This window comes from Pseudoalteromonas spongiae UST010723-006 (genome assembly GCF_000238255.3).
Lineage (GTDB): Bacteria > Pseudomonadota > Gammaproteobacteria > Enterobacterales > Alteromonadaceae > Pseudoalteromonas > Pseudoalteromonas spongiae.
Genome location: NZ_CP011039.1, coordinates 2,734,373 through 2,758,086, shown reverse-complemented (window position 1 = coordinate 2,758,086; position 23,714 = coordinate 2,734,373). Strand labels below are relative to the sequence as shown.

The 23,714-nt window shown below is 41.2% G+C and carries 20 protein-coding genes; 10 read left to right on the top strand and 10 right to left on the bottom strand.

The window, feature by feature from the left end; translation table 11 throughout:
* Positions 1-13 precede the first annotated feature (13 nt).
* A complete protein-coding gene (locus PSPO_RS12715) occupies positions 14-2,047 on the bottom strand; it encodes a methyl-accepting chemotaxis protein (protein WP_010562163.1) in 2,034 nt (677 codons plus the stop codon).
* A gap of 112 nt (positions 2,048-2,159) precedes the next feature.
* Here PSPO_RS12715 and PSPO_RS12710 point away from each other — a divergent pair, with 112 nt between their 5' ends.
* Positions 2,160-2,951, top strand: a complete 792-nt coding sequence (locus PSPO_RS12710) for an NAD-dependent epimerase/dehydratase family protein (protein ID WP_010562162.1) — start codon at positions 2,160-2,162, stop codon at positions 2,949-2,951.
* A 17-nt stretch (positions 2,952-2,968) separates the two neighbouring features.
* Here the strand turns inward: PSPO_RS12710 and hutC are convergent, their stop codons facing one another.
* Entirely contained in the window at positions 2,969-3,676 is a 708-nt protein-coding gene (gene hutC, locus PSPO_RS12705; protein ID WP_010562161.1) for a histidine utilization repressor, read from the bottom strand.
* Between the two features lie 170 nt (positions 3,677-3,846).
* On the opposite strand from hutC, the gene hutI reads away from it, so the two are divergent.
* Positions 3,847-5,100, top strand: coding sequence for an imidazolonepropionase (gene hutI / locus PSPO_RS12700; protein ID WP_010562160.1), 1,254 nt, complete (start codon positions 3,847-3,849; stop codon positions 5,098-5,100).
* A 24-nt stretch (positions 5,101-5,124) separates the two neighbouring features.
* Positions 5,125-6,927, top strand: a complete 1,803-nt coding sequence (locus PSPO_RS12695; protein WP_010562159.1) for a GGDEF domain-containing phosphodiesterase — start codon at positions 5,125-5,127, stop codon at positions 6,925-6,927.
* Between the two features lie 25 nt (positions 6,928-6,952).
* Here PSPO_RS12695 and PSPO_RS12690 read toward each other — a convergent pair whose 3' ends face one another.
* Both PSPO_RS12690 and rraA read right to left on the bottom strand, forming a co-directional pair.
* Positions 6,953-8,002 (bottom strand): formimidoylglutamase, encoded by a 1,050-nt coding sequence (locus tag PSPO_RS12690; protein WP_010562158.1) that lies wholly within the window; start codon positions 8,000-8,002, stop codon positions 6,953-6,955.
* Positions 7,995-8,495, bottom strand: coding sequence for a ribonuclease E activity regulator RraA (gene rraA / locus PSPO_RS12685; RefSeq protein ID WP_010562157.1), 501 nt, complete (start codon positions 8,493-8,495; stop codon positions 7,995-7,997). Before rraA ends, PSPO_RS12690 begins: the two co-directional genes overlap by 8 nt.
* Positions 8,496-8,818: 323 nt before the next feature.
* Here rraA and PSPO_RS12680 point away from each other — a divergent pair, with 323 nt between their 5' ends.
* The 3 genes from PSPO_RS12680 to PSPO_RS12670 all read left to right on the top strand — a co-directional run bounded on the left by PSPO_RS12680 (position 8,819) and on the right by PSPO_RS12670 (position 12,331).
* On the top strand, positions 8,819-9,328 hold the full coding sequence (locus PSPO_RS12680) for a phosphatase PAP2 family protein (RefSeq protein ID WP_010562156.1): 510 nt from the start codon (positions 8,819-8,821) through the stop codon (positions 9,326-9,328).
* A complete protein-coding gene (locus tag PSPO_RS12675; RefSeq protein WP_010562155.1) occupies positions 9,325-10,374 on the top strand; it encodes an MJ1255/VC2487 family glycosyltransferase in 1,050 nt (349 codons plus the stop codon). The genes PSPO_RS12680 and PSPO_RS12675 overlap by 4 nt, the downstream gene beginning before the upstream one ends.
* A 76-nt stretch (positions 10,375-10,450) precedes the next feature.
* Positions 10,451-12,331, top strand: a complete 1,881-nt coding sequence (locus PSPO_RS12670; RefSeq protein ID WP_010562154.1) for a methyl-accepting chemotaxis protein — start codon at positions 10,451-10,453, stop codon at positions 12,329-12,331.
* Here the strand turns inward: PSPO_RS12670 and PSPO_RS12665 are convergent.
* From PSPO_RS12665 to priA, 5 genes are all read right to left on the bottom strand, one after another.
* The gene (locus PSPO_RS12665; RefSeq protein WP_010562153.1) at positions 12,321-12,689 is read right to left on the bottom strand and encodes a gamma-butyrobetaine hydroxylase family protein; all 369 of its coding nucleotides are present in this window, start codon (positions 12,687-12,689) and stop codon (positions 12,321-12,323) included. The two genes, PSPO_RS12670 and PSPO_RS12665, sit on opposite strands and share 11 nt — an antisense overlap.
* A gap of 63 nt (positions 12,690-12,752) precedes the next feature.
* A complete protein-coding gene (hslU, locus tag PSPO_RS12660) occupies positions 12,753-14,081 on the bottom strand; it encodes an HslU--HslV peptidase ATPase subunit (protein ID WP_010562152.1) in 1,329 nt (442 codons plus the stop codon).
* A 6-nt stretch (positions 14,082-14,087) separates the two neighbouring features.
* A complete protein-coding gene (hslV, locus tag PSPO_RS12655) occupies positions 14,088-14,609 on the bottom strand; it encodes an ATP-dependent protease subunit HslV (protein WP_010562151.1) in 522 nt (173 codons plus the stop codon).
* A gap of 131 nt (positions 14,610-14,740) precedes the next feature.
* On the bottom strand, positions 14,741-15,262 hold the full coding sequence (locus PSPO_RS12650; RefSeq protein ID WP_010562150.1) for an SPOR domain-containing protein: 522 nt from the start codon (positions 15,260-15,262) through the stop codon (positions 14,741-14,743).
* Positions 15,263-15,276: 14 nt separating this feature from the next.
* On the bottom strand, positions 15,277-17,451 hold the full coding sequence (priA, locus tag PSPO_RS12645) for a primosomal protein N' (protein ID WP_010562149.1): 2,175 nt from the start codon (positions 17,449-17,451) through the stop codon (positions 15,277-15,279).
* Positions 17,452-17,662: 211 nt separating this feature from the next.
* Here priA and rpmE point away from each other — a divergent pair, with 211 nt between their 5' ends.
* Both rpmE and PSPO_RS12635 read left to right on the top strand, forming a co-directional pair.
* Entirely contained in the window at positions 17,663-17,878 is a 216-nt protein-coding gene (gene rpmE / locus PSPO_RS12640) for a 50S ribosomal protein L31 (protein WP_010562148.1), read from the top strand.
* A gap of 399 nt (positions 17,879-18,277) precedes the next feature.
* Positions 18,278-19,519 carry a malic enzyme-like NAD(P)-binding protein gene (locus PSPO_RS12635; protein ID WP_010562147.1) on the top strand — a complete coding sequence of 414 codons (1,242 nt, stop codon included), beginning with the start codon at positions 18,278-18,280 and terminating at the stop codon, positions 19,517-19,519.
* 46 nt (positions 19,520-19,565) lie between these two features.
* Here PSPO_RS12635 and metJ read toward each other — a convergent pair whose 3' ends face one another.
* Complete coding sequence (metJ, locus tag PSPO_RS12630) at positions 19,566-19,889, bottom strand: met regulon transcriptional regulator MetJ (protein WP_010562146.1); 324 nt, start codon at positions 19,887-19,889, stop codon at positions 19,566-19,568.
* Between the two features lie 190 nt (positions 19,890-20,079).
* On the opposite strand from metJ, the gene metB reads away from it, so the two are divergent.
* Positions 20,080-21,300 (top strand): cystathionine gamma-synthase, encoded by a 1,221-nt coding sequence (gene metB / locus PSPO_RS12625; RefSeq protein WP_010562145.1) that lies wholly within the window; start codon positions 20,080-20,082, stop codon positions 21,298-21,300.
* A gap of 8 nt (positions 21,301-21,308) precedes the next feature.
* A complete protein-coding gene (metL, locus tag PSPO_RS12620) occupies positions 21,309-23,645 on the top strand; it encodes a bifunctional aspartate kinase/homoserine dehydrogenase II (RefSeq protein WP_010562144.1) in 2,337 nt (778 codons plus the stop codon).
* Positions 23,646-23,714: the final 69 nt, after the last annotated feature.

Sequence of the window (23,714 nt, the reverse complement as noted above, 5' to 3'; positions counted from 1 at the left end):
CGCCACGTTTTTTTTATAATTTAAATTCGTTTACTGTTTTATTTAAATTACCAGCAAGGTTTCGTAATATCTGTGCTTCTCTTGCTAACTCATTAGCATGCTGTGATGTATTGTTAACTAACGAGTTAATTGAGCTTAAGTTATTATTAATATCCTCAGCGACGACAGTTTGCTCTTCTGTTGCAGTTGCAATTTGATGGTTTTGATCTTGAACTAAACTCACCGATGTTGAAATATCGGTAAAGGCTTGTAACACTTGTTGAGTTTTGTCACTTGAGCGTGATACTTGCTCTTTTCCTTGTTCCATCATTTGCGTTGCTTGCACTGCGATTTGCTGTAAGCGAGTGATCATATTACGAATGTCATCTGTTGACTCTTGGGTACGACTAGCAAGCGTTCTTACTTCATCTGCTACTACCGCAAAGCCTCTACCTTGTTCACCCGCTCTGGCTGCTTCTATGGCGGCGTTAAGGGCGAGTAGGTTAGTTTGTTCTGCAATGCTATTAATTACATCAACTACGCTGCCAATATTATTCGATTCTTGCTCCAGCCCTGACACAACTTCAGCTGCATTTTGAATATGCTTCGAGAGTGACTGCATTTCATGTTGTGCTGTATTTGAAAGGGTCACACCTTTGCTCGTTAACTGGTTTACTGAATCAGTGCCTTCGTTGGCTTGCTGCGCATTGCGTGATATTTCTAACACAGTTGCAGCCATTTCAGTTACCGCAGTGCTTACATTATCTACTTCGTCTTTTTCTTGCAGGATTTCTTGGTGAGTTTCTTCAGATACTCGGCTTAATTCCGCTGAAGCACTATCAAGTTGAATTGATTGGTCACGTGTATTAATAAGTAATGTTCGTAGCTTATCTATAAAGGTATTTACATGCTGCGCTAATTGACCAACTTCATCTTGGCTATCAACGCTAATGCGTTTGGTTAGGTCCCCTTCGCCTGAAGCAATGTCTTGCATGGTTTCTGTTAGTGCTGAAATTGGTTTAACAATCATTTGTGTAGCGAAAAAAATCATCGCCATAATAATAGCCAGAATAATAATTACGCTTGATGTGGTAGCCCATGCCGCTTCTTTTACAGGCGTATTAATATAACTTTCAGGCACAAGCAAACCTAAATACCAATTCAAGCTTGGTTTACTTAGCTCTAATCGTTGATATACAACAAAGTAAGTTTCACCATTGAGTGTTACTTGGCTATGCCCTGATTTTTGCTGTTTCATTTGACTGTTGAGTGCGGTAAAACCATTGGTGTTTGGCATTTGTGACTCAAGAGCTGATAAGTCGTCTTTTGAAATGCCACGAGACTCATCTTCAATCACCGATAGGGTGTGTTTAGTGCGGTTTGATAAGTGTACGACTTTCTGTTCATGGTCGAGTAAAAAGCCATAGCCAACATTGTTAAATTGTATTTGCTCAATCATTTCTGCAATGTTGTTAAGTTTTAGGTCTACTCCACCTACACCAATTAGTTTTCGATTACTGTCATAAACAGTTTGTTGCACTACGGCTGATACGTTACCTGTGGTTAAATCAATAGCGAGAGGGCCAACATATAAGCCATCATGTTTTAGTGCGTCTTGCCACCAACCGCGTTTATACGCAAAGTACTCTGCGCCATTGTATTGTGTGGTACGCTCATTTTCTTTGAAGTAAGCGCCAGTATTCGCTGAGGCAAAAAAAGCGGAAAGAATATTACTATCAGAACCACTAATCCTGATGAAGTCTTGGTTGATGGTGTTGTATCCTTGTGAGTTTTGATAATCAGCACCTCGCTCGGTCCAATTTGCGAACCATTCGACTAAATGTGGATTAGTAACAAAGGTTTCTACAACGCGACCATATTGCGAAAAAAAGCCTTCAATATTAAGTTTTTCGGTTTTTAAATAGCTTTTCGCCTCAGACTCGACGGAGGCGCGTGACAGGTTTGAAATGTGGCTAACAAAATAAAACGCTGAGAGTATAAGCAGCACAGTGATCGTACCGCCAATTAGTAATAGGATTTTCTTTCTCAAGGATAAATTATTTAACATTCTTATACTTCCTGAGGGCTAAACAGTTGAATTTTTATCGATACAAAACCACGTAAGCAGACGCAAAATTATTGTTATATAATCGGATTTTGTTCTTAGACTCTATCTAGTAATGATTAATAATTCAAATAATGGCGTTGTAGTGGGGGCTGGTTGGTTAGGGCAGCCTTTAGCTAATAGTCTTGAAGCCGATGGTTGGCAGGTTGTTAGAACAAGTCGCCAAGCTAAAAATAAGCCCAACTGGGCGCAATTTAACCTTGAGCAAGGTATTTGTGAGGTTGATATGCCGCATGCTGTGTGGTTTTTCTGTATGCCTCCTGGTCGAACTATTGAGGCTCAGCACGCATATTCTCAGTACTTAACAGAGAGTTTAGCATTGGCTAAAGCACAACAGGCTAAACGCTTTGTGTTTTGCTCTACAACCGGTGTTTATCCAACTAAAGCTCAAACTTATACAGAGCTAAGTGCGTTTGAAGCATCAGCTGAAAAGCAATCGCGACTATTAGAAAATGAACAACAAGTGGCTGACAGTGGTTTGCATTATGTTATTGTGCGCTTAGGTGGACTTATCGGTGAAAAGCGTCACCCAGGGCGTTTTTTAAGTGGTAAAACATTATCATCAAGCGCCAATGCGTTAGTAAATATGTTGCATCAAGATGATGCAGTGACGGGGTTATCATTTATTGCGACGCATAACCTTACTTCGTCGATTGTTAATTTAGTGACACCACATCACCCGACTAAGCAGGCGTTTTACGCAGAGGCTACTAAACTACTCGCAGTTGACGGCGTGAGCTTTGAAAAAAGTAATTTAGAAGAGCGTATTATCTCAAGTGATTTACTTGTAGAGCAGGGCTTTCAGTTTCAATACGATAACTTGTTTGAGGCCCTAAAGCACTGCTAACAAATACGCAGTATTTCTTAGCGTTTAAATGTTAAATGTCCACCAAGGCGATATTTACTGCCCGGTGAAATAAGGCGAGTAAAGCTAACAACACCATTTGATGACCAAGTGCGACGAATAACTTGTAAACAAGGTTCTTCATTAAATAGCGATAACCACTGGCTGATTTGTGGGCTTGGCATAATTGCTTCAACGGTGTGACGCGCTTCGGTAAGTGGTGCCACTTCACATAAGTATTCGTGCGGCGTTACTTGTTCAAAGTTTTGCTGCAGATACCCTGGCGCAAATGCAGGGTTTACAAAACGTTCTTCTACTTGAATTGGTGTGCCGTTTTCAAGGTGCACAAGCACCGAACGGTATACTAGGCTGTCTTGCTCAACACCTAAAGCAATTGCGATCGGTGCAATTGCGGGCATTGATTCTAAAATTTCAGGAATACACTTATGTTCACTGCCACGCTCTTTGATTTCATCGGCAATGTTACGAATTTCCAGCAAGTTAGACTGTGATTTAAAACTTGCGACAAAAGTACCTAATCCTTGTGTGCGGCTTAGAATACCGGCGTCTGTTAACTCACTGAGCGCGCGCCTTGCTGTCATACGGCTTACACTAAATTGCTCGGCGAGTTCATTTTCTGAGGCTACCCGGCTGTTCTCAGCCCATTCGCCTGATTTTATCTTGCCAATGATGTGTTGTTTGATTTGCGCAAATTTAGGTTGTGCCATAGTAACAGTGTTGTTGATTATTCAATTGTTTTAAGCCTTTTACCTAAGCATTAACGAGTAATCAAGCTATAGTTGATAAAAGATACAATGAAGATGGCATAATTGTATTGTATATACAAGTCTTCTTGGTAGACTTTCATTTTTATGAATAGATGTAATTTGAGTTAGTTATGACAGCCAATGATGTAAATGCGGCAGCGAAGCAGAGTTTTGATTTAGTGATCACCAATGTTCATATTGCAACCATGGACAGTGCAATAGATGATACCTATGGCACGGTGTTAAATGCCGCTTTGGGTATTAAAAATGGCAAAATTGCTTGGTGTGGTAATGCAGCGGATTTTCCTGAGTTTGATAGTTTGCAAACTCCTGTAGTAAATGGTCATGGTAAATGGATTACGCCAAGTTTGATTGATTGCCATACTCATATTGTATGTGCTGGCAATCGTGCTAACGAATTTGAAATGCGTTTAAACGGTGCGAGCTATCAGGAGATTGCAGCGCAAGGCGGCGGTATTATCTCAACCGTAAAAGCGACACGAGAGGCTGATCATGAATCGCTATTTGTTAGCGCAAAAGATCGTTTAAATGCATTGTTGAACGAAGGTGTTACTACAGTTGAAATTAAGTCAGGTTACGGTTTAGATCTAGACAGTGAAATTAAAATGCTCGAAGTCGCAGAGCAACTGAATCAACACCACCCAATTGATGTACAAAAAACGTTTCTTGGTGCGCACGCATTACCGCCAGAATATAAAGACAAAGCTGATGATTACATTACCTTAGTATGTGATGAAATGATGCCAAAAGTGGCTGAGCTTAACTTAGCCGATGCTGTAGATGCGTTTTGTGAGGGGGTTAGTTTTTCAAACGAACAAACTCGCCGTGTATTTGATGCAGCGAAAAAGCATAATCTTCCTGTAAAACTTCATGCGGAACAGCTTTCAAATTTGCAAGGTGCTCAATTAGTTGCAGAGTATAACGGGTTGTCGGCGGATCATATTGAGTTTCTTGATGAGGCAGGTGTTGTGGCAATGGCGCAGGCTAATACCGTAGCAGTGCTGCTACCAGGTGCTTTTTACTTTTTACGTGAGACACAATTACCACCTATTGAGCTGCTACGTAAACATAAAGTAGCTATGGCTATTGCTACCGATTTCAACCCTGGTACGTCACCCATTTGCTCGGTACAATTAATGCTTAACATGGCATGTACATTATTTAGATTGACTCCTGCGGAATCACTTGCAGGCGTTACGGTAAATGCAGCTCGCGCGCTGGGGTTAACGGACCGAGGCGTAATTAAAGTAGGACTAAACGCTGATTTTGTGCTCTGGGATATTGATTCTCCGGCGCAGTTATCGTATCAATATGGCGTCAACCCTTTGAAGGGACTATGGAAAGATGGTCAGCAATTAAAGTAGGGAGCTATTTCCTGTGAGAGGCGTATGAAAAAAGTAATAGCAGCGGGCGGTTTAACGCTTAGTTCGTTTTCACTGTGTGCAGCAACAGAAACCAGCATGTTTACATTTCCTAGTTTAGTAGCTGGGATGTTGCTTGTGAGCTGGTTGTTAGCGATTTTGCAAGCAGGCAATGCAGTGAATCGTGTGTTGGATATTTTGCTTGGTGTGGCAACATTGGCATTTCTTTCAACTCATAATCTTGTTGCTATTATTATTTGCGCCTTGATTTTGCTAGCAGAATGCTATTTTTCGCAGCAAAAAAAAGCACAGCGTATGGCGCTATGGCTAAACGTTGTTAGTTTATTGCTATTCCTTGGCCTTTCAGTCGCTTTCTTTACAAATTACTTAAGTGGCGCTTGGCCACCTGTTGCAGTTGTATTTCACTATATTTTTGCCAACCTTGATACTTACTTTAGACGCGAAAAGCGCCTTAGAATTGCCTTGTCTTCGCAATTGCACACCAATGAATCGCATAACGACAAACAGTTGCTACTTGAGCGCAGCTTATTTCTAAATGGCTATGACAATTGGCAAGTACAGTCGCTCAACCGTGTTTTGGTTTTAATTAAGCTTGAGGGATTGGGTCAAATTAATCGTATGGTGGGCCATGATTTTGGTGATTTATTAATTGCTAAACTCGGCAAAAAAATTAACGATGAATTAAAAACTGGTGATGTACTGTCGTTATCGTTATTTAATGAAGACGTGCAGCTTTGTTATTTAGGTGGGGTTGATTTTGCCTTTGCCGTTGATACCAGTGTTGAAGCGCACCTTCATCAGCGTTTAATTCACCGTATATACGACGTAGTGCACAAACCTACGCAAGTTGACAATATCGATTCAGAGCTTTCTTTACGAGCTGCAATTGTTGAAGACAAAAAACAATTAACAGCACAGCAGTTACTTGCACAAGCGCATTTAGCAATCGAGTTTACGTCAGAAATAGATTGGTTAATTACCTTCCAAAAAGAGATTGCAGAGCGAGCAGATAAACGCAGGCAGCTACTATCTGATTTATCAGTGCTTGATTTTGATAAAGATTTTCAGCTTTATTTCCATCCGGTTGTTGATATCGAAACAAACCAAATTTTGTTTATCGAGTTGCTGTTGCGTTGGCATCATCCAAAATTTGGTACTTTAGAGGCAAAACACTTTATTGATGAAATCAGTGCCGCAGGGTTAACTTTACCGATTGCACGTTGGGTGTCAGAGAAAGCGGCTGAATTGGCGTTAGCAATTAAGCTTGAAGACATTAATGTACCGATAAGCGTTAATTTATTTGGTAAAGAATTGCTGCAAGATGAGTTTATTGATCATCTCGCTGATGTGCTGGTAGAACACAGATTAACCGAAGGCGATATTATTATTGAAGCACCGGTGAATGTGTTTATGGGATTACCTGATTTTGGTGAATCTATTTTACGACGCCTTAAAGAAAACAATATTGCGGTGTGTTTAGACGACTTAGGTATTGAGCCGCTGCAATTATCTAGATTGCCTCGTCTTGCGTTAAATTATGTCAAAGTTGATGGTTCAATCGTTAAAGAGTTAACTGAAAATGTAAATACGCGCAGCTTATTAAGCGGCATTATTGATATGAGTAATAGCTTAGGTATAAAAGTGGTGTGTGAGGGGATCGAATCTGAAACTCAATATACCTATATCAATAGTATGAAGTGCCATGCTGCGCAAGGCTATTTATTCTCAAGACCATTACCGAATGTAGGCTTGTTGGGATGGTTAAAGCAGTGGCAAAAACGTCTTGCCAACGGTGAGCGCCCTTATTAGGCGCTCATTTTGTATTGTAAACAAACTAAGCTTCGCGACCACTTAAATAGCTGGTAACAAGTGCTGCTAAGATTTGTCCGGCCTCATTCATACCCTGGTTTACACCATTAGCATGCTCGCTTGGTGCAGCCTCACAAAGGTGCAAGTAGCGGGTGTATGGGTTTAGTGCTAATTGATAAACAAATTGCTCAGCTTCATATACTGCTAATCCACAATTGGTAAAGGCACTGACAGGCATATAAGAAATGCTATCAACATCGACCTCTATTCCCATAGGTAATTGATAGCCTTGCATTCGTGCAAGTGCGGCTTTATTTGCCTCGTTCAGGCTAAGCTCTTGTCTTACCTTAATTGCTTGATAAGAATCGTAAGAAAACCCAGCATCATGCATACGGTCAATGATGGCTTGATTGTTCTTTAACTCGTGCATAGCAATTACGTGATAATCACGTAAGTAGTTTTGCTGATGTGCATAACTAAAGCCGTTGCCACTATGTCTGCCTTCTGTGGCTCTAAAGTCAGCATGAGGGTCTAAGTTTATGGCGCAACAGGCTTGTTGCGTACTTTCACTTAGTGCCTTGATAATAGGGTAGCAATTGTTATGTCCGCCACCTATCACGATTGGCTCTAATCCCGCATCAAAAATCATTTGTAATACTGGACTAGCGATATCATCAATTTCACCGCACAGTGTGCGCAGTGTATCGAGTTCGGCTGGTACTTTGTTACTTAGCCCTTTGCCGCGTTTCATAATATCGGCACAATCGACTTCACCAAGTAACAGTACTTTATTGCTGGCAATAAATTGGTTTGCTTGCAAGTTTAAAAACTTGCTCAGGAAGGCCTGCCAGCCAAGTTCGGCACCACCATTACCTAAATTGGCGCGAGGGCCAATATCTTCCGGAATGCCAACAAGAACGTATTTAATACCATAGGCAGATGCATCGGCGAGTGCATTTTCAATTGATTGTTGCTGATTTATAAACGAAATACTTTGCCAAACGCGCTGCTCACCTGCGCGCGCTTGACATAAATCAGCAATGCTTTGCTCGGTATATATCTTTAGCTTATTCATCTTCATCTAAATCAATCGACAACTCTTCAGCAGAAAGAATGATGCCCGTGCTATCGGCATAGATGTAATCTCCTTCAAAGAAAGACACACCTGCAAAATTAACCGGAGCACCTAACTCACCATAACCTTCGCTGTCTGCCGCTACTGGAATCGATGCTACTGCTTGAATACCAATATCAAGCTCTTCAAGGTCGCTAACATGGCGAACACTGCCGTAAACAACCAATCCTTCCCAGTTGTTATCAAGTGCAAGTTCAGCAAGTTCAATATCAATTAATGCGCGGCGCGTAGAGCCGCCTCCATCGATTAACAGTACTTTTCCTGAACCATCCTGTGACAAAGTCTCTCGGATAAGTTGATTGTTCTCAAAACATTTTATTGTGGTAATTTGACCAGCAAAAGCAGTTGCGCCAGCAAAATTAACAAACAAAGGTTCTAGTACGTCGATGCTATCAGCAAACTGATCACACAGGTCTGATGTATTGATTTCCATATTAGCTCCAAGGGCTTAAATAGTTTTCTCAGTATACCCTGCAGCATGATTAATACAATTGATCTCGTATGGTTTTGTAAATGATTTATCTATGTTCGCTAGGTTTTACTGTGGGTTGTAGCTAGTGTTTTAAGTTATTGATGTTTAGGTTTCTATAAATGGCCCGCAATGAGCTAAACTGGATATAACTTCCGACAAATAGCCTCTTTTATTGGCTGTCATAAATAGGTCATCAAATTACCATCTTAATTACGTGAAACTGTCACCTGATTGTTACGTAGCGAATCTAAAGTCAAACTAACTCCTTGCAATCGAGAATTGCTATGCAAACCATTTCACAGTTAGACCGAAAAGCATTTTTTAAATTGTTTAATCACCAAGCGTCTAAACGTAGGTTATACGTCATAAAAGCGGTGTCAAAATTGGGAGATGGCTTTTTGTATTTACTTGTTGGGGCTGCATGCTACTTGATTGATACTGAAACCAGCAAGTTAGCTTTATTTGCTTTAGTTTTAGGGTTTTCAGTAGAGCGACCTGTTTACTTCTTTTTGAAAAACACCTTAAAGCGTGAAAGGCCCAGCCAGTCGATTGTCGAAGGCTTTGTGGTGCCAAGTGACCGTTTTAGTTTGCCATCAGGACATAGCTCCGCTGCATGGCTGTTTGCCTGCGTTATTACTTGGTATTTTCCTGAATTTAGTTACGTATTGTTGTTGGCAGTTGCCATTTCATTGTCACGCGTAATGCTTGGTGTGCACTATCCATGCGACATTATTGTAGGCGCTGTACTAGGTACGGGGTTTGCGTTTGTAGGTATTTTCGGAGCTTCATTATGAAAATTTTATATGGCATTCAAGGTACTGGTAATGGGCATATTACACGTGCTCGGGCAATGGCTAAGTCATTCGCAAAAAGCAGTATTAAAGTGGATTACTTTTTTAGCGGCCGACCTGCAAATAAGTATTTTGATATGTCTGACTTTAATGACTACCAAACACGAGAAGGTTTTACTTTTGCCATCGAAAACGGCTGTGTAAATAAGCTCAAAACCCTTAAAAATATTCGCGTTGGTCAATTTATTCACGACGTTAAAAAATTTGATTTATCGGGCTATGACTTAGTTATTAATGATTTTGAGCCCATCTCAGCGTGGGCAGCGAAACTTGCTAAAGTACCTTGCATAGGCATTAGTCACCAAGCCTCTTTTTTATCAAATAAAGTACCGTCGCAAGGGGCGACCTTGTTAACGCGTTTGGGTTTAAAGCTGTTTGCACCTGCTGATTGTTATTTGGGCGTTCATTGGTTTCCGTATCATCAAAATATTATTCCGCCATTTATTGAGCCAGTTAAAAGCTGGCAAAAAGACAACTTTATTGAAAATAAGATCTTAGTATATTTACCTTTTGAGGATCCTAAGAAGATCATTGCGTTATTACAGCATTTTCCTGAATACGAATTTTATTGCTATCACCCACAGTTAAGTAATAAAAGCATTAATCACCACATTCATTTGCGCTCACCGTGTCGAGTTGGTTTTTTAAATGATTTGGTCTCTGCCTCTGGCACGATAGGTAACGCGGGTTTTGAGTTATCAAGTGAAGCGCTGCGTTATGGTAAAAAGTTACTGCTAAAACCGCTCGATGGCCAATTTGAGCAAGCGTCAAATGCATTTACCTTAGTTAATGCTGGGCTTGCTACTAGTATGTCTTGCTTAAATGCCGATGTAGTGGATGATTGGCTCTCGGTTAACAACAAACAGGCGATTAACTTTCCAAGCGATCCTAGCCCGTTAACCGACTGGATAGCAGCGGGTGCAAGTGATGTGAAAGCCTTGTCAGATAACTTATGGCAAAACATTCAGCTTCCTACGTTTGCAAGCTAATCTACTTTTAGCACAATTTTATATAGCATCTATACTTTTATAAGCTTTCTAAAAATTATATGAAACAGAGGTTTATATGGAGCTGCTACAACGCTTAACAATTAAAGCTCGGCTACAGTTAAATGCTTTTTTTGTGGGTGCAGCAATGTTTATATTGCTGCTAGTGATTCTCTATGAAGCGTCAGTGATGCTTAAACTGAATACAGCGATTCAGTTAACAGAAGAACTGGCTATTCATGAAGGTGTTTTACGCAAACATGAAAAGAATTTTCTATTTTATAAAAATGTCGATTCGTTAGAGTTGTTCGATAATGAGTTTAAGTTACTGAAAAATAAATCAAGTAACTTAAACGAGCTTCTGCAAGAACTTGATATATCAACCAAAACGCTAGCTGGTTTGAACGGCATAATCGATCAATATAATGCCGATTTTAACGAGGTAGTTGCACTACAGAGGCGTATTGGTTTGCACCCGAAAGATGCAGCCTACGGTAATTTAAGAGCCGCAGTTCATCAGGTAGAGACCTTGCTAAAAAAACAAAACAACTATCAGTTACTTGCCGATATGCTGCAGTTACGTCGCAATGAAAAAGACTTTATGTTGCGTCTCGATAAGAAATACTTAACGCGCTTTAACAACAATATAAACGTTTTTAAAAGTAATATTCAGCAGGCTGATTTCGATTCGAGTTATCGCTCTGAATTACTAACATTGCTTGACACTTATCAACGAGAATTCTCGGCATTGGTATCAGCACAGGAGGCACTGGGCCTGGACTTAGAGTCAGGAGCTTTGGGGAAAATGGCTGCTAGTGTCGCGAAAAGCGACGTCTTGGTTGACCGAATGACAGCTGAAACAAAAGAGGCAATTGAGCAAAGTGCCGATTTTACTTCAACAGTAGCAATCATTATTTTTGTACTATCGACAGTGGTTGTAATGACCTTAGTTTACATGACCAGCCGGTCGATTATTTTACCTGTAAATAAGGTTTGCGACATAATTCATACAATACGTAGCACCAATGACTTAACGCGCAGTGTACAAAGCGCTGGTCAAGATGAAATTGCGCGTATGACAGGCGATTTCGATTCCTTTATTAATGACTTTAAGAACTTAATTTTTGAAGTTAAGCAAGCACTTGGTATTTTAAACTCTGCAACAGAAAACCTTGCCAATACCACTGCTGAAACCAGTGATGGCATGCGAGAACAGTTACATGAAGCGGATATGGTGGCTACTGCCGCGACTGAGATGCAGGCAACCATTCAAGATATTTCACACAATACTGAGGCTGCAGCTAAAAAAGCAGAATCGACCAATGAAAGTGCAATGCAAGGTAAACAAGAAGTTGATTCTACAGTAGCACGTATCTCAGAGCTTACTAACTCACTTACGCATGCATCTGATGTAGTAACTCAACTAGAGCAAGATGCGGTAACTATTGGCTCTGTGCTTGATGTTATTCGTGGTATCGCTGAACAAACTAACTTACTTGCACTTAATGCGGCGATTGAGGCGGCGCGCGCGGGTGAGCAAGGGCGCGGCTTTGCGGTAGTTGCTGATGAAGTACGCTCGCTGGCACAAAGAACACAAGATTCAACACAAGAAATCGAAAGTATTATTTCGACATTACAACAGCGCACGCAAGAGGTTGTAAGTGTAATGGAGCGCTGTAAAACTCAGGGGAGCTCAAGTTCAGAGCAAGCGGTACAAGCTGGGACCTTGCTCTATTCAATTAGTGAAGATGTACAAACCATTATGGATATGAGTACGCAAATAGCCACGGCAATTGATGAGCAAAATCAGGTGGCGTCTGAAGTGAATAAAAATGTTATTAAAATTCGTGATATTGCGGAGCAAGCGGCTACACATGCGCAAACTAATGCGCAAACCAGTGAAGAAGTGTCAACTCAGGCTGAAGTACTGCACCGAGCAATTGAAAAATTTAATGTGTAATTTTTATTGGGATCAAGGCGTCGCGAGACGCTTTGCTTTGTTTTAAGTTGGCTAAGTATGTTTGCCACAGCGAATCATGATTTTGAGCTAAGTGAAACAGATAGTCCCAACTGTAAAGCCCGGTATTATGGCCATCATTAAAGATAATACGTACAGCATAATGACCTACTTGCTCTATCGCCTGTATTGCAACGTCTTTTTTGTTGGTTACTAAAATCGCTTTGCCATGGCCTTGCACCTCTGCAGAAGGCGAATGAACGCGCAAAAACTCAGGTGTAAAAGTATGCTGACTTTGCCCGTCAAAATGCACATCAAGCAAGTTTGAAACACGATGATAATGTAATTTAGAAACTAACATAAAATACCCAAATAAAAAGGCGCCAATAAGCGCCTTTTCTATTGTTATAAAAGACGAGTCAAATTATAAGATAAAACGACTTAAATCTTCATCTTTAACTAATTCACCTAAGAAACGCTCAACGTAGGCTGCATCTACAATCAGGCTTTCACCTGATTTTTCGCTCGCATCATATGAAATTTCTTCCATTAGTCGTTCCATAACTGTGTGTAATCGACGTGCACCGATGTTTTCGGTTTTTTCATTTACTTGCCATGCAGCTTCTGCAATCTTAGTGATTGAGTCGTCACGGAACTCAACGTTAACACCTTCAGTACCCATTAACGCTTGATATTGCTCTGTAAGCGATGCGTGAGGTTCAGTTAGAATTCGTTCGAAATCAGATGAGGTAAGCGCTTCTAGTTCAACGCGAATTGGTAAACGACCTTGTAGTTCAGGAATTAGATCCGACGGTTTTGCCATTTGGAACGCACCTGATGCAATAAAGAGGATGTGGTCAGTTTTAACCATGCCGTGTTTAGTATTTACTGTTGAACCTTCAACAAGTGGCAGTAAGTCGCGCTGCACACCTTCACGGCTTACATCTGGACCTGATGATTCACCGCGCTTACAGATTTTGTCTATTTCATCAATAAACACAATACCATTTTGCTCAACGGCATTGATCGCTTGCTCTTTTAGCTCTTCAGGGTTTACTAGCGTTGCAGCTTCTTCTTCCGTAAGTAGCTTAAACGCGTCCTTAATTTTTAGTTTACGCTTAGACTTTTTATCGCCACCCATGTTTTGGAACATGCTTTGTAGCTGATTAGTCATCTCTTCCATGCCTGGAGGTGCCATAATTTCAACGCCAACAGGTGCTTGAGAAACATCAATTTCGATTTCTTTATCGTCTAATTGACCTTCACGTAATTTCTTGCGAAATGCTTGACGTGTTGTATTATTTTCAGACTCTTGCGCTTGGCCCCATGCGTCTTTTGCTGGTGGCAATAAGGCATCTAAAATGCGCTCTTCTGCAGCTTCTTCTGCTCTGAACTTGTACTTTTCGGTTTGCTGTTCACGTGTCATCTTCACTGCAATATCAGCAAGATCGCGAATGATGGTTTCAACTTCTTTACCAACGTAACCTACTTCAGTGAATTTCGTTGCTTCAACTTTAATAAATGGCGCATTAGCTAGTTTTGCTAAACGGCGTGCTATTTCAGTTTTACCTACACCCGTTGGGCCAATCATTAAAATGTTCTTTGGCGTAACTTCACTGCGCAGAGCTTCGTCAAGTTGCATACGACGCCAGCGGTTACGAAGGGCAATCGCAACGGCTTTTTTAGCTTTGTTTTGACCAATGATGTGCTGGTCTAACTCATGTACAATTTCTCTTGGTGTCATTGCAGACATATTTAATTACCCCAGCTCTTCAATGGTTTGGAAGTTATTAGTGAAAACGCAGATATCACCTGCAATTTTTAGGCTTTTTTCTACAATTTCGCGCGCACTTAAATCGGTGTTTTCAAGTAATGCAGTTGCTGATGCTTGGGCGAAGTTGCCGCCACTGCCAATAGCGATGAGATCGTGCTCAGGCTGCACTACATCGCCATTACCTGTGATAATAAGTGATGCAGTTTCATCTGCGACGGCTAGTAGCGCTTCGAGCTTTCTCAATGCGCGGTCGGTGCGCCAATCTTTAGCCATTTCAACAGCCGCTTTGGTTAAGTGGCCCTGATGCATTTCGAGTTTGGTTTCAAAACGTTCAAATAGTGTAAAAGCGTCGGCTGTACCGCCCGCAAATCCGGCAAGTACTTTGCCGTTATAAAGACGACGCACTTTTTTTGCATTGCCTTTCATTACTGTGTTGCCCAGTGAAACTTGGCCATCACCGCCAATCACTACTTTGCCTTCGCGGCGCACAGAAACTATCGTAGTCATAAATAAACCTTAGGTTTAATCTGTTAATTTCAATTGTTATTGATATGGGGAGTAAACAAAGGATTTCAAGGCTTGGCGGGGGAACTTGGTAGCAAAACAAAGCTACCAAGCTTGAATTTGTGTTAGTTGTGTTACTTAGGCATTAAATAAATGCGACAGCGAGAAATGCGCGCACGTTTAATTTGGTTGTTCGCACTTTCAGCAAGACGCTTGGTGGCAAATGGTTCTATTTTTACGCGATACCATACGCCATTTTTGCCTTCTGTACGGTCTACATCGGCAATGAGGCCGGTCTTAAATGCAATTTGTGCTTTTAGCGCTTCCGCATCATCACGATTGCGTAGCGATGCACATTGCATATAGTAGGGGCCTTTTTGCTCTTGCTCTGTAACTTCAACTTCAATGTTGGCATTCTCAATTTCTTCAATGAAATCGGGCTTTTTCGGCTTAGGCTTAGGTGATTTTGTTTGTTCTTTGGCAACTTTTTGCTGCGATGCTTTTACATCGCTATTAGTGGTAATAAAGTACAAGCCATAAATACCGGCCGACACTAAAACAACCGCGGCTACTAACGCAGCAACAGGAAAAGGGCGTTTGCTTGGGGCTGTTTTTTTAGGGGCACGTTTTTTATTTACGTAATCTCTTTGGGCCATTGTTTACTATTTTCTTATGCCATTGAAACTGGGTCGATATCGATACTCCAGCGGACCTTTGTTGCTAGCTTACTTTGACTTATGTAGCTAACAAGTTGATGTAGGTATAAGTGCAATTTTTTGCGCTCATTACCTTGAATATGGAGCTGGTAGCGGTATTTGCCTGCAATGCGCTCAAGTGCTGCAGGAACAGGTCCGAGCAATTGTATACCAGAAGGCAGTTGTTCTGGAATAAGGTCGTACAAAAAATTATTAATGTCGTTTAGCTTGTGCGATTCGCAACGAATGATTGCAAGACTAGTGTAGGGGGGTAGCAAGGTTTCTTCACGTTCACGCAAAGCATAACGGGAGAAGTCTTGGTAGCCATTATTGATTAGGTCTTGTAATAGCGGATGTTCTGGAAAATGTGTTTGGAGTAATACCGTGCCGGCTTCACCGCTACGCCCTGCGCGACCTGAAACTTGGGTAATTAATTGGGCTAGGTGCTCTGTAGCGCGAAAATCGTAAGAGTAGAGTCCGCTATCTACGTCCATAATGACGACTAGCGACACCTCACTAAAATGATGTCCTTTAGCAAGCATTTGGGTGCCAATTAAAATCCGCGGTTCGCCTTTGTTTATGTCGTGCAGTGCGCTTTCTAAACTGCCTTTTTTACGGGTTGAATCGCGGTCAACTCGGGTGATTGGGGTGTCGGGAAAGCTTTCAGCTAAAAACTCAGCAACTTGTTCTGTACCTTGTCCTGCGGGGATAATTTGCGTACTACCGCAACTTGGACATTGTGTTGGCACATGCTCTTGCGCTCCGCAATGATGGCAAATTAAATTGCGAATATGTTTGTGATAGGTGGCATTGGCGCTACAGCGTTGGCATTGACTTAACCAGCCACATTCGTGGCAAATAAGACTAGGCGAAAAACCTCTGCGATTTAAAAACACCATAACTTGCTTACCTTTCGTAAGCTCTTTTTTGATGTAATCAAGCGTTGCAAGTGCAAGACCTGACTGTTGATGCTGCCCTCGCATATCAAGTAGCACATACTGATTATCGCTTTGTGTTTGTGCTCGCTCAGTTAATGTAAGCAGTTGGTACTTATGATTTGTGGCATTATGAATCGTTTCAAGCGACGGTGTTGCACTGCCCAAGATTAATGGAATCGCTAGTTTAGCAGCGCGAAAGCAAGCTAAATCACGGGCGTGGTAGCGTAGTGAATCTTGCTGTTTAAATGACAAGTCGTGCTCTTCATCAACAATAATCATCGCGAGTTTGGCAAATGGTAAAAACACACTAGAGCGGGTGCCAATTACAATGGCAGCGCTTTGAGTTTGTGCTGCACGCCAAGTTGATAGGCGTTCATTATCCGTCATTGCAGAGTGCCAAAGCATAATAGGCACATTAGGAAAGCGTCTGCGAAAGCGGTTGACGGTTTGTGGCGTTAAGCCAATTTCGGGTACCAGTACTAACGCTTGTTTACCTTGTTGCAATGGCTTTTCCAAAGCTTGTAGATAAACTTCTGTTTTTCCGCTACCAGTTACACCTTCAAGCAAATAGCAGGTATAGCCTGTAGCTTGATTAATTGCTGCAAGTGCAATGGCTTGTTCACGCTTAAGTTTGGGTTTATCGTCGATTGCGAGAGGTTTTGATTGCCAATCACGATTGTATTCAACCGTTTTCTCAATAATCGCTTTTTCCAGCAGTGATTTAACGGTTGCACTACTAAACCCGAGCGCACTCAATTCGGTAACTGGCGTACTGCCCGAATCAACTAAATGCTCGATTAGTTGGCGCTGTTTTTTACCATTCACTGATGTATTTTCATCGATCAGTTTAATGATAGGCACTGCAGACTTATCAACTGCTTCGCCTTTGTTTAACAAAGTTGGTAGTGCAACTTGGTAGCACTCTCCAAGCGGGTTTTGGTAATAATGACTCGCAAATTCGATAAGGCTGATCATATGGCGATCAATAATCGCGTTGTTATCAATTAAACGTGAAATAGGTTTTAATTTATCGAGAAATTCACTATTTGATTTTAACGCAACAACAATGCCGACAAGTTGCTGACGACCAAATTGAACTGCAACACGACAACCCACCGCAATATTAGTTTGAAACTGAGGTTCAACGAGGTAATCAAAGTTACGGTAAAGCGGTACATTTAAGGCAATTTCTGCAACAACAGGCGTAGTCATTCAACTTTTATTTTTAGAGCGTATTTGTGGAAATTAAATCATGGCATTGTGTTTGCGGCTAGTGTTAAACAAAATTTATCTGAAGATGGTTAAAGATCTTGCTATTGGCATGTTAGTTGGCTAGAATTCGCGCCCTATATATTTTTGTTTAACAACGTATGGTGCCAGACTTCGGGTTTGGAGAGCGATGCGGCCTAATTAGAGGTTTACTATGAAAGAAGGTATCCACCCTAAGTACGAAGCAATCAATGCTACTTGTTCTTGTGGTAACAAATTCGAAACGCGTTCAACTCTTTGTAAAGACATTCACTTAGATGTTTGTTCAGAGTGTCACCCGTTCTACACTGGTAAGCAAAAAGTGCTTGATACAGGTGGTCGTGTTGATCGCTTCAACAAGCGTTTTGGCGCGCTTTCAAGCAAAAAATAAGAGCTATTTTAGTTCTTTCAAAAAAGCACCTAAGGGTGCTTTTTTTTGTATCTAAAATTTAATATGAATTTTTGTCATGTTATATGGTTTTTCTATGTCTTTTTATTCTAAATAGATGGCTATATACTGGATTATAGATAGCTTCAATATTCATTATTTTTACTATCTGTTGGCAAAATAGTATCTGTCGAGTGTAAAAAATAGATGGCTGTGAATCTGGTCGGATCTGAATTAACTTCAATCTGGTAATGATTTAGCAGAAAATATCCACAAGCCTATTGTTGTAAATTCAACTATGGTCTTAGGTTAAGATATAACCGCATTTAACTTCTATTTACTCTAAATGCCGTACTATTAAACCAGTATCTCTCACTTTTAACATCGTAGGATAAGGCACGCATGTCTGACATAAGAGAAAAAGCGCTACAATACCATTCTGAACCCGTTCCTGGAAAAATCAGCATCGAATTAACCAAACCAGCAGAGACAGTTAATGATCTTGCATTAGCTTATAGTCCTGGTGTTGCTGAACCGGTTCGTGAGATCGCAGCAGATCCGAACAATGCATATAAATATACTGCAAAGGGTAATATGGTCGCTGTTATCTCAAACGGTACTGCAATTTTAGGTTTAGGTAATTTAGGACCGCTTGCATCAAAACCAGTTATGGAAGGCAAGGCGTTATTATTTAAGCGTTTTGCTGGTTTAGATTCAATTGATATTGAAGTTAAGCACCGTACTACCGAAGACTTTATTAATACTGTAGAAAATATTGCAGATACTTTTGGTGGTATTAACCTGGAAGATATTAAAGCGCCAGAGTGTTTTGAAATTGAAAAAGCGCTTATTGAACGTTGTAGTGTGCCAGTATTTCATGATGACCAACACGGTACCGCGATTGTAACCGCGGCGGGCATGCTGAATGCGTTAGAGATCCAAGGTAAAAAGTTAAAAGATGCATTAATTGTATGTTTAGGTGCAGGTGCAGCAGCAATTGCGTGTATGGAGCTATTAATTAAATGTGGTGCACAACGTGAGCACATTTACATGCTTGATCGAAAAGGGGTTATTCATACGCGTCGTGATGACCTAAATGAATACAAAATGTTGTTTGCGAATAATACAGATAAGCGCACCTTACAAGATGTTATTGAAGAAGCTGACGTATTTGTGGGTGTTTCAGGTCCTGACTTACTTGCTCCTGAAGATCTAAAATTAATGGCAGATAAGCCAGTGGTATTTGCGTGTTCTAACCCTGATCCTGAAATTAAACCGGAAGTGGCGAATGCTGCGCGCAATGATTTAATTATGGCTACAGGTCGTTCAGATTACCCTAACCAAGTTAATAACGTATTATGCTTCCCGTTTATTTTCCGTGGTGCGCTTGATGTGCGCGCAACAGCGATTAATGACGAAATGAAAATTGCGGCGGTAAATGCGATTCGCGAAATTGCTAAAGAGCCAGTACCGCAAGAGGTATTGTCAGCGTCTGGTGAATCAAATCTTGAATTTGGTAAAGATTACATCATTCCTAAGCCAATGGACCCACGTTTACTTCCGCGTGTAGCGCGTGCTGTTGCAGAAGCCGCGGTTGAGTCAGGCGTTGCGCAGATTGAAATACCAGAAAACTACATGCTTTAACTTGATTAAAAGCAAAAAAAAACCTCAGCAATTGCTGAGGTTTTTTTTATTCATCTTCAAGCTCTGGAACCGGTAAGCCGCGTTCAGCAAGAATTTCTTTTACCCTTTGCGGAATATGCTCAGGGTTATCTTTTCTCAGATCTTCATCGTCAGGCAATGGCTGACCAGTAAACGCATGCAAAAATGCTTCACACAGTAGTTCGCTATTGGTTGCATGACGTAAGTTATTTACTTGTCTACGAGTGCGCTCGTCTGTCAGTACTTTCAATACGTTAAGTGGGATAGATACGGTAATTTTTTTCACTTGTTCTGATTTTTTACCGTGTTCTGCATATGGGTGAATATATTCACCGTTCCATTCAGTTGCCATAAAGTGTACTAGCCTATATCTGTTACGATTTAATTTTGACGATAGCCTGTATATTAAGAGGCAAAATTTTATCGTTTTAAAATATATAGTCAAATATCATTTATTTGGCTATATAGACGTGTAAAAGTTTTGACTTCCATTGTTTGGTGGTTTAACCTTTTAGACGTCTAAACATCTAAGTGGCAGAGTTATGAAGCAGAACAAACAAACAACCCTTGCTGTTCGCAATGGCATTACCGCAGATAAGCATCATGGTGCGGTTGTTCCACCGTTATATTTATCGACGACTTATTCGTTCGCCGATTTTGATAAAAAGCGTGATTATGATTATGGCCGTAGCGGCAATCCTAATCGTGATATTTTGGCTGATACGCTTGCTAAGCTAGAAGGCGGTGAAAAGGGTATTGTAACTGCAACAGGTATGGCTGCTGTTCACTTATGCACACAAATCTTAACACCAGAAGATACTATTTTAATTCCTCATGATTGCTATGGCGGTAGTTACCGTTTATTCACGAGCTTGGAAAAACGCGGTTTATTAAAAGTAGCGGTTGTCGACTTTACACAAGCGTCTTGCTACGAGCAGATTAAAGCAATTAAACCTAAGCTAGTGTGGATTGAAACGCCAAGTAACCCAGTTTTACGTTTAACTGACATTGCTAAAGTAGTGGAAGTTTCTCACTCCGTAGGGGCGTTAGTAGGAGCTGACAACACGTTTTTATCTCCAGCATTACAAAACCCAATTTCATTTGGTGTAGATATTGTTATCCACTCAACCACAAAATACATCAATGGCCACTCAGATGTTGTCGGTGGCGTGGTTATTACCCGCACTGCGGAGTTAGGTGAAGAGCTTGCTTGGTGGGCAAATAATATTGGCATTACAGGTGCGCCATTTGATGCGTATTTAACGCTGCGTGGTATTCGTACTTTAAATGTGCGTATTAAACAGCACCAAGAAAACGCATTTGCCATCGCACGTTACTTAGAAACCTGTGAGCATGTAGAGAAAGTTTATTACCCAGGTCTTAAAAATCATCCACAACATGACTTAGCAAAAGCACAGCAAAAAGGTTTTGGTGGCATGGTGAGCTTTAGTATTAAAGGCACAATTGAAGATACGGCTAAATTTTTAACCAGTGTAGAACAGTTTAGCCTCGCTGAATCACTTGGTGGTGTAGAGAGCTTAATTTGTCACCCAGCTACCATGACACACGCCGGCATGGCGCCTGAAGCACGAATTAAAGCAGGCGTTAACGATACGTTAATTCGTATTTCTGTTGGTATTGAAGATGTTGAAGATTTAATCGCAGATCTTGAACAAGCATTCGCAAAAACAATTAACAAAGACGTCGCTGCTGGTGGAGAAAAAAGCACTCAATGCTGCGCTGCACGACCTGCATTGTGGTGATTACTTAAATGACAAAACAAGTATATAAATTTGGTGGGTCAAGCCTAAGCAGTGCCAAGCGCTACCATGCAGTTGCCAATATTTGTCAGCAACTAGCGTATGGCGATGCCATAGTTGTATCTGCTGCAGGTAAAACGACCGATACGCTTGTGCGCTTGTGGTCGTGTTATCACAATCAAGATCATAAAGGTGTTGGTGAGGTAATTGCGTTACTAAAAGATCACCAATGCGCACTGGTTTCTGAATTATTAGGTGATAAAAGTGAAGTGTATGCTCACTTTATTGACGATATTAATGCAATCTCTCAACGTGCTGGCTGTGCAGAGTTAGAGCAGGCGTGGTTGCTTGCTCACGGTGAGCTGTGGTCTGCCCGTTTACTTGCGCATTATTTAAATAAGCAAGGGGTTGCTGCGACTCACTTTGATAGCCGAAAGCTATTTGTTGTTGCACAAAATAATCTTAAGCATCAAGAAAATACTGCACGCTGCCAGGCATTAAAGAGCGACCAACTTAATGTGGTGACAGGATTTATCGCAAGTGACGAAGTGGGTAACACGGTGACGCTAGGCCGTAATGGTAGCGATTACAGTGCGACTTTGCTTGGTAAATATATCAATGCCAGCAGTGTTACAATTTGGACAGATACTCAAGGCGTTTACAGTACCGACCCACGTAAAGTAGAGAAGGCGGTTAAATACAATAAAATTAGCCAGCAGCAAGCGCAACAACTCGCGCGATTAGGTAACCCTGTATTGCACGCTAAAACGCTTACACCATTAAAAGACAGCGATATTAAATTAGTCGTTCGCAGTAGCTACGATAGCCATAGTGATGGCACGCAAGTGGTTGCTAACGAACAAGCGAAAGCAAAACGTTTTTTAACGACACTAGCCAGTGTTGATGTATTTCAACTTACTCATAACAATAAAGATAGCATTCGAGAGTTAAGCATTATTCTGCAGCATCCGCTTCAGCCGCTTGAGGTAGAGGGAAATACGTTACTGCTTGTACCAAGTCAGTTTGGCGAGCAAGTTGCGTCATATTATTTACAAGATGCGGTGCTTATTGAATCGAATGTCTCTGGTGTGGCAATCGTGAGTGAGGCCGGCAGTGAATCGCAGTTACTTGAAAGTGCAAAAGCATTATTAGAGAAGCAAAGCATGACATTACGTGGTGCGTGGAGTCAAAATGGCTTTGCTATTTTACTTGGCGACCAGTTGCTTGAAAGCGATACGCTGTCATTATTACATGAAGAATTGATCACCGCTAAACAAGAATTAGCTGTGATTGTGGCGGGTATTGGTAATGTTGGAGAGGTGTTTTTATCACAGCTTAATGACCAGTTAGCGCGTCTAAATACCTTGTTACCAGTTAAGTTGGTAGGTTTATTACGCTCAAGTACGAGTTTGTTAAATGGCCAGGGTATAGAGCTGGCAACAGCCAGTGCAAACTTCAAAAATAATGCAAAAGTGTCGTCACCTGAGCAGATTATCGAGTTTATTAAAGAGCTTGATTATGGCCATAAAGTAGTGATTGATATCACGGCAAGTGAATCGTTTAGTAAGTTATACCCTGAATTTGCGTTGCACGATTGTCATATTATTTCAGCAAATAAATACGCGGGCACCGCAGAGCTAACTTGGTATGAAAATTTACGTCGCTTGCAGACAGAGAAAAATTTACTGTGGCGTTACAACACAAGTGTAGGCGCCGGTTTACCAATTAATTTTGCTTTAAAAGACCTGCAAAACTCAGGCGATAAAATCACTAAAATTAGTGGTGTGTTCTCGGGCACATTGTCTTGGTTAGGGGCAAATTATTCGCTCGATAAAAAGTTCTCAGATTTAGTTGAGCAAGCGCGAGAGCTGGGCTTTACCGAACCTGATCCGCGTGAAGATCTTTCTGGCCGTGACGTACAAAGAAAGTTACTTATTTTGGCAAGAGAGCTTGGTTTATCACTTGAATTAGACGATATTGAGTTATCGGCGTGGATGCCAGGAGAGCTTGCCGAAGGGCCTTGGCAAGATGCATTAGCAAAACGTGAGTCACTTGATACATTTGTGGAAGAGCTCGCTCTAGATGCACAAAGAGAAGGTAATACGCTTAGGTACGTGGCTGAGCTTGATACCACAACCTCACCTATTACGGCAAAAGTAGGGTTAAAAGCTGTTGCTCCGTCAGCTGCGGTTGCAACACTAACTCCGGGCGATAACATTTTTGTGATCAATAGTGTTTGGTATGCTGACAACGCATTGATTATTCAAGGACCTGGAGCAGGGCGTGAAGTTACCGCTGCGGGAGTGCATTCTGATTTATATTGGCTCTGCCATAAACTATCAGAGTAATCAGGATAATTAATATTAAAAAGCCGCTAACAGTGTTAGCGGCTTTTTTAATTTATATAAACTGATATA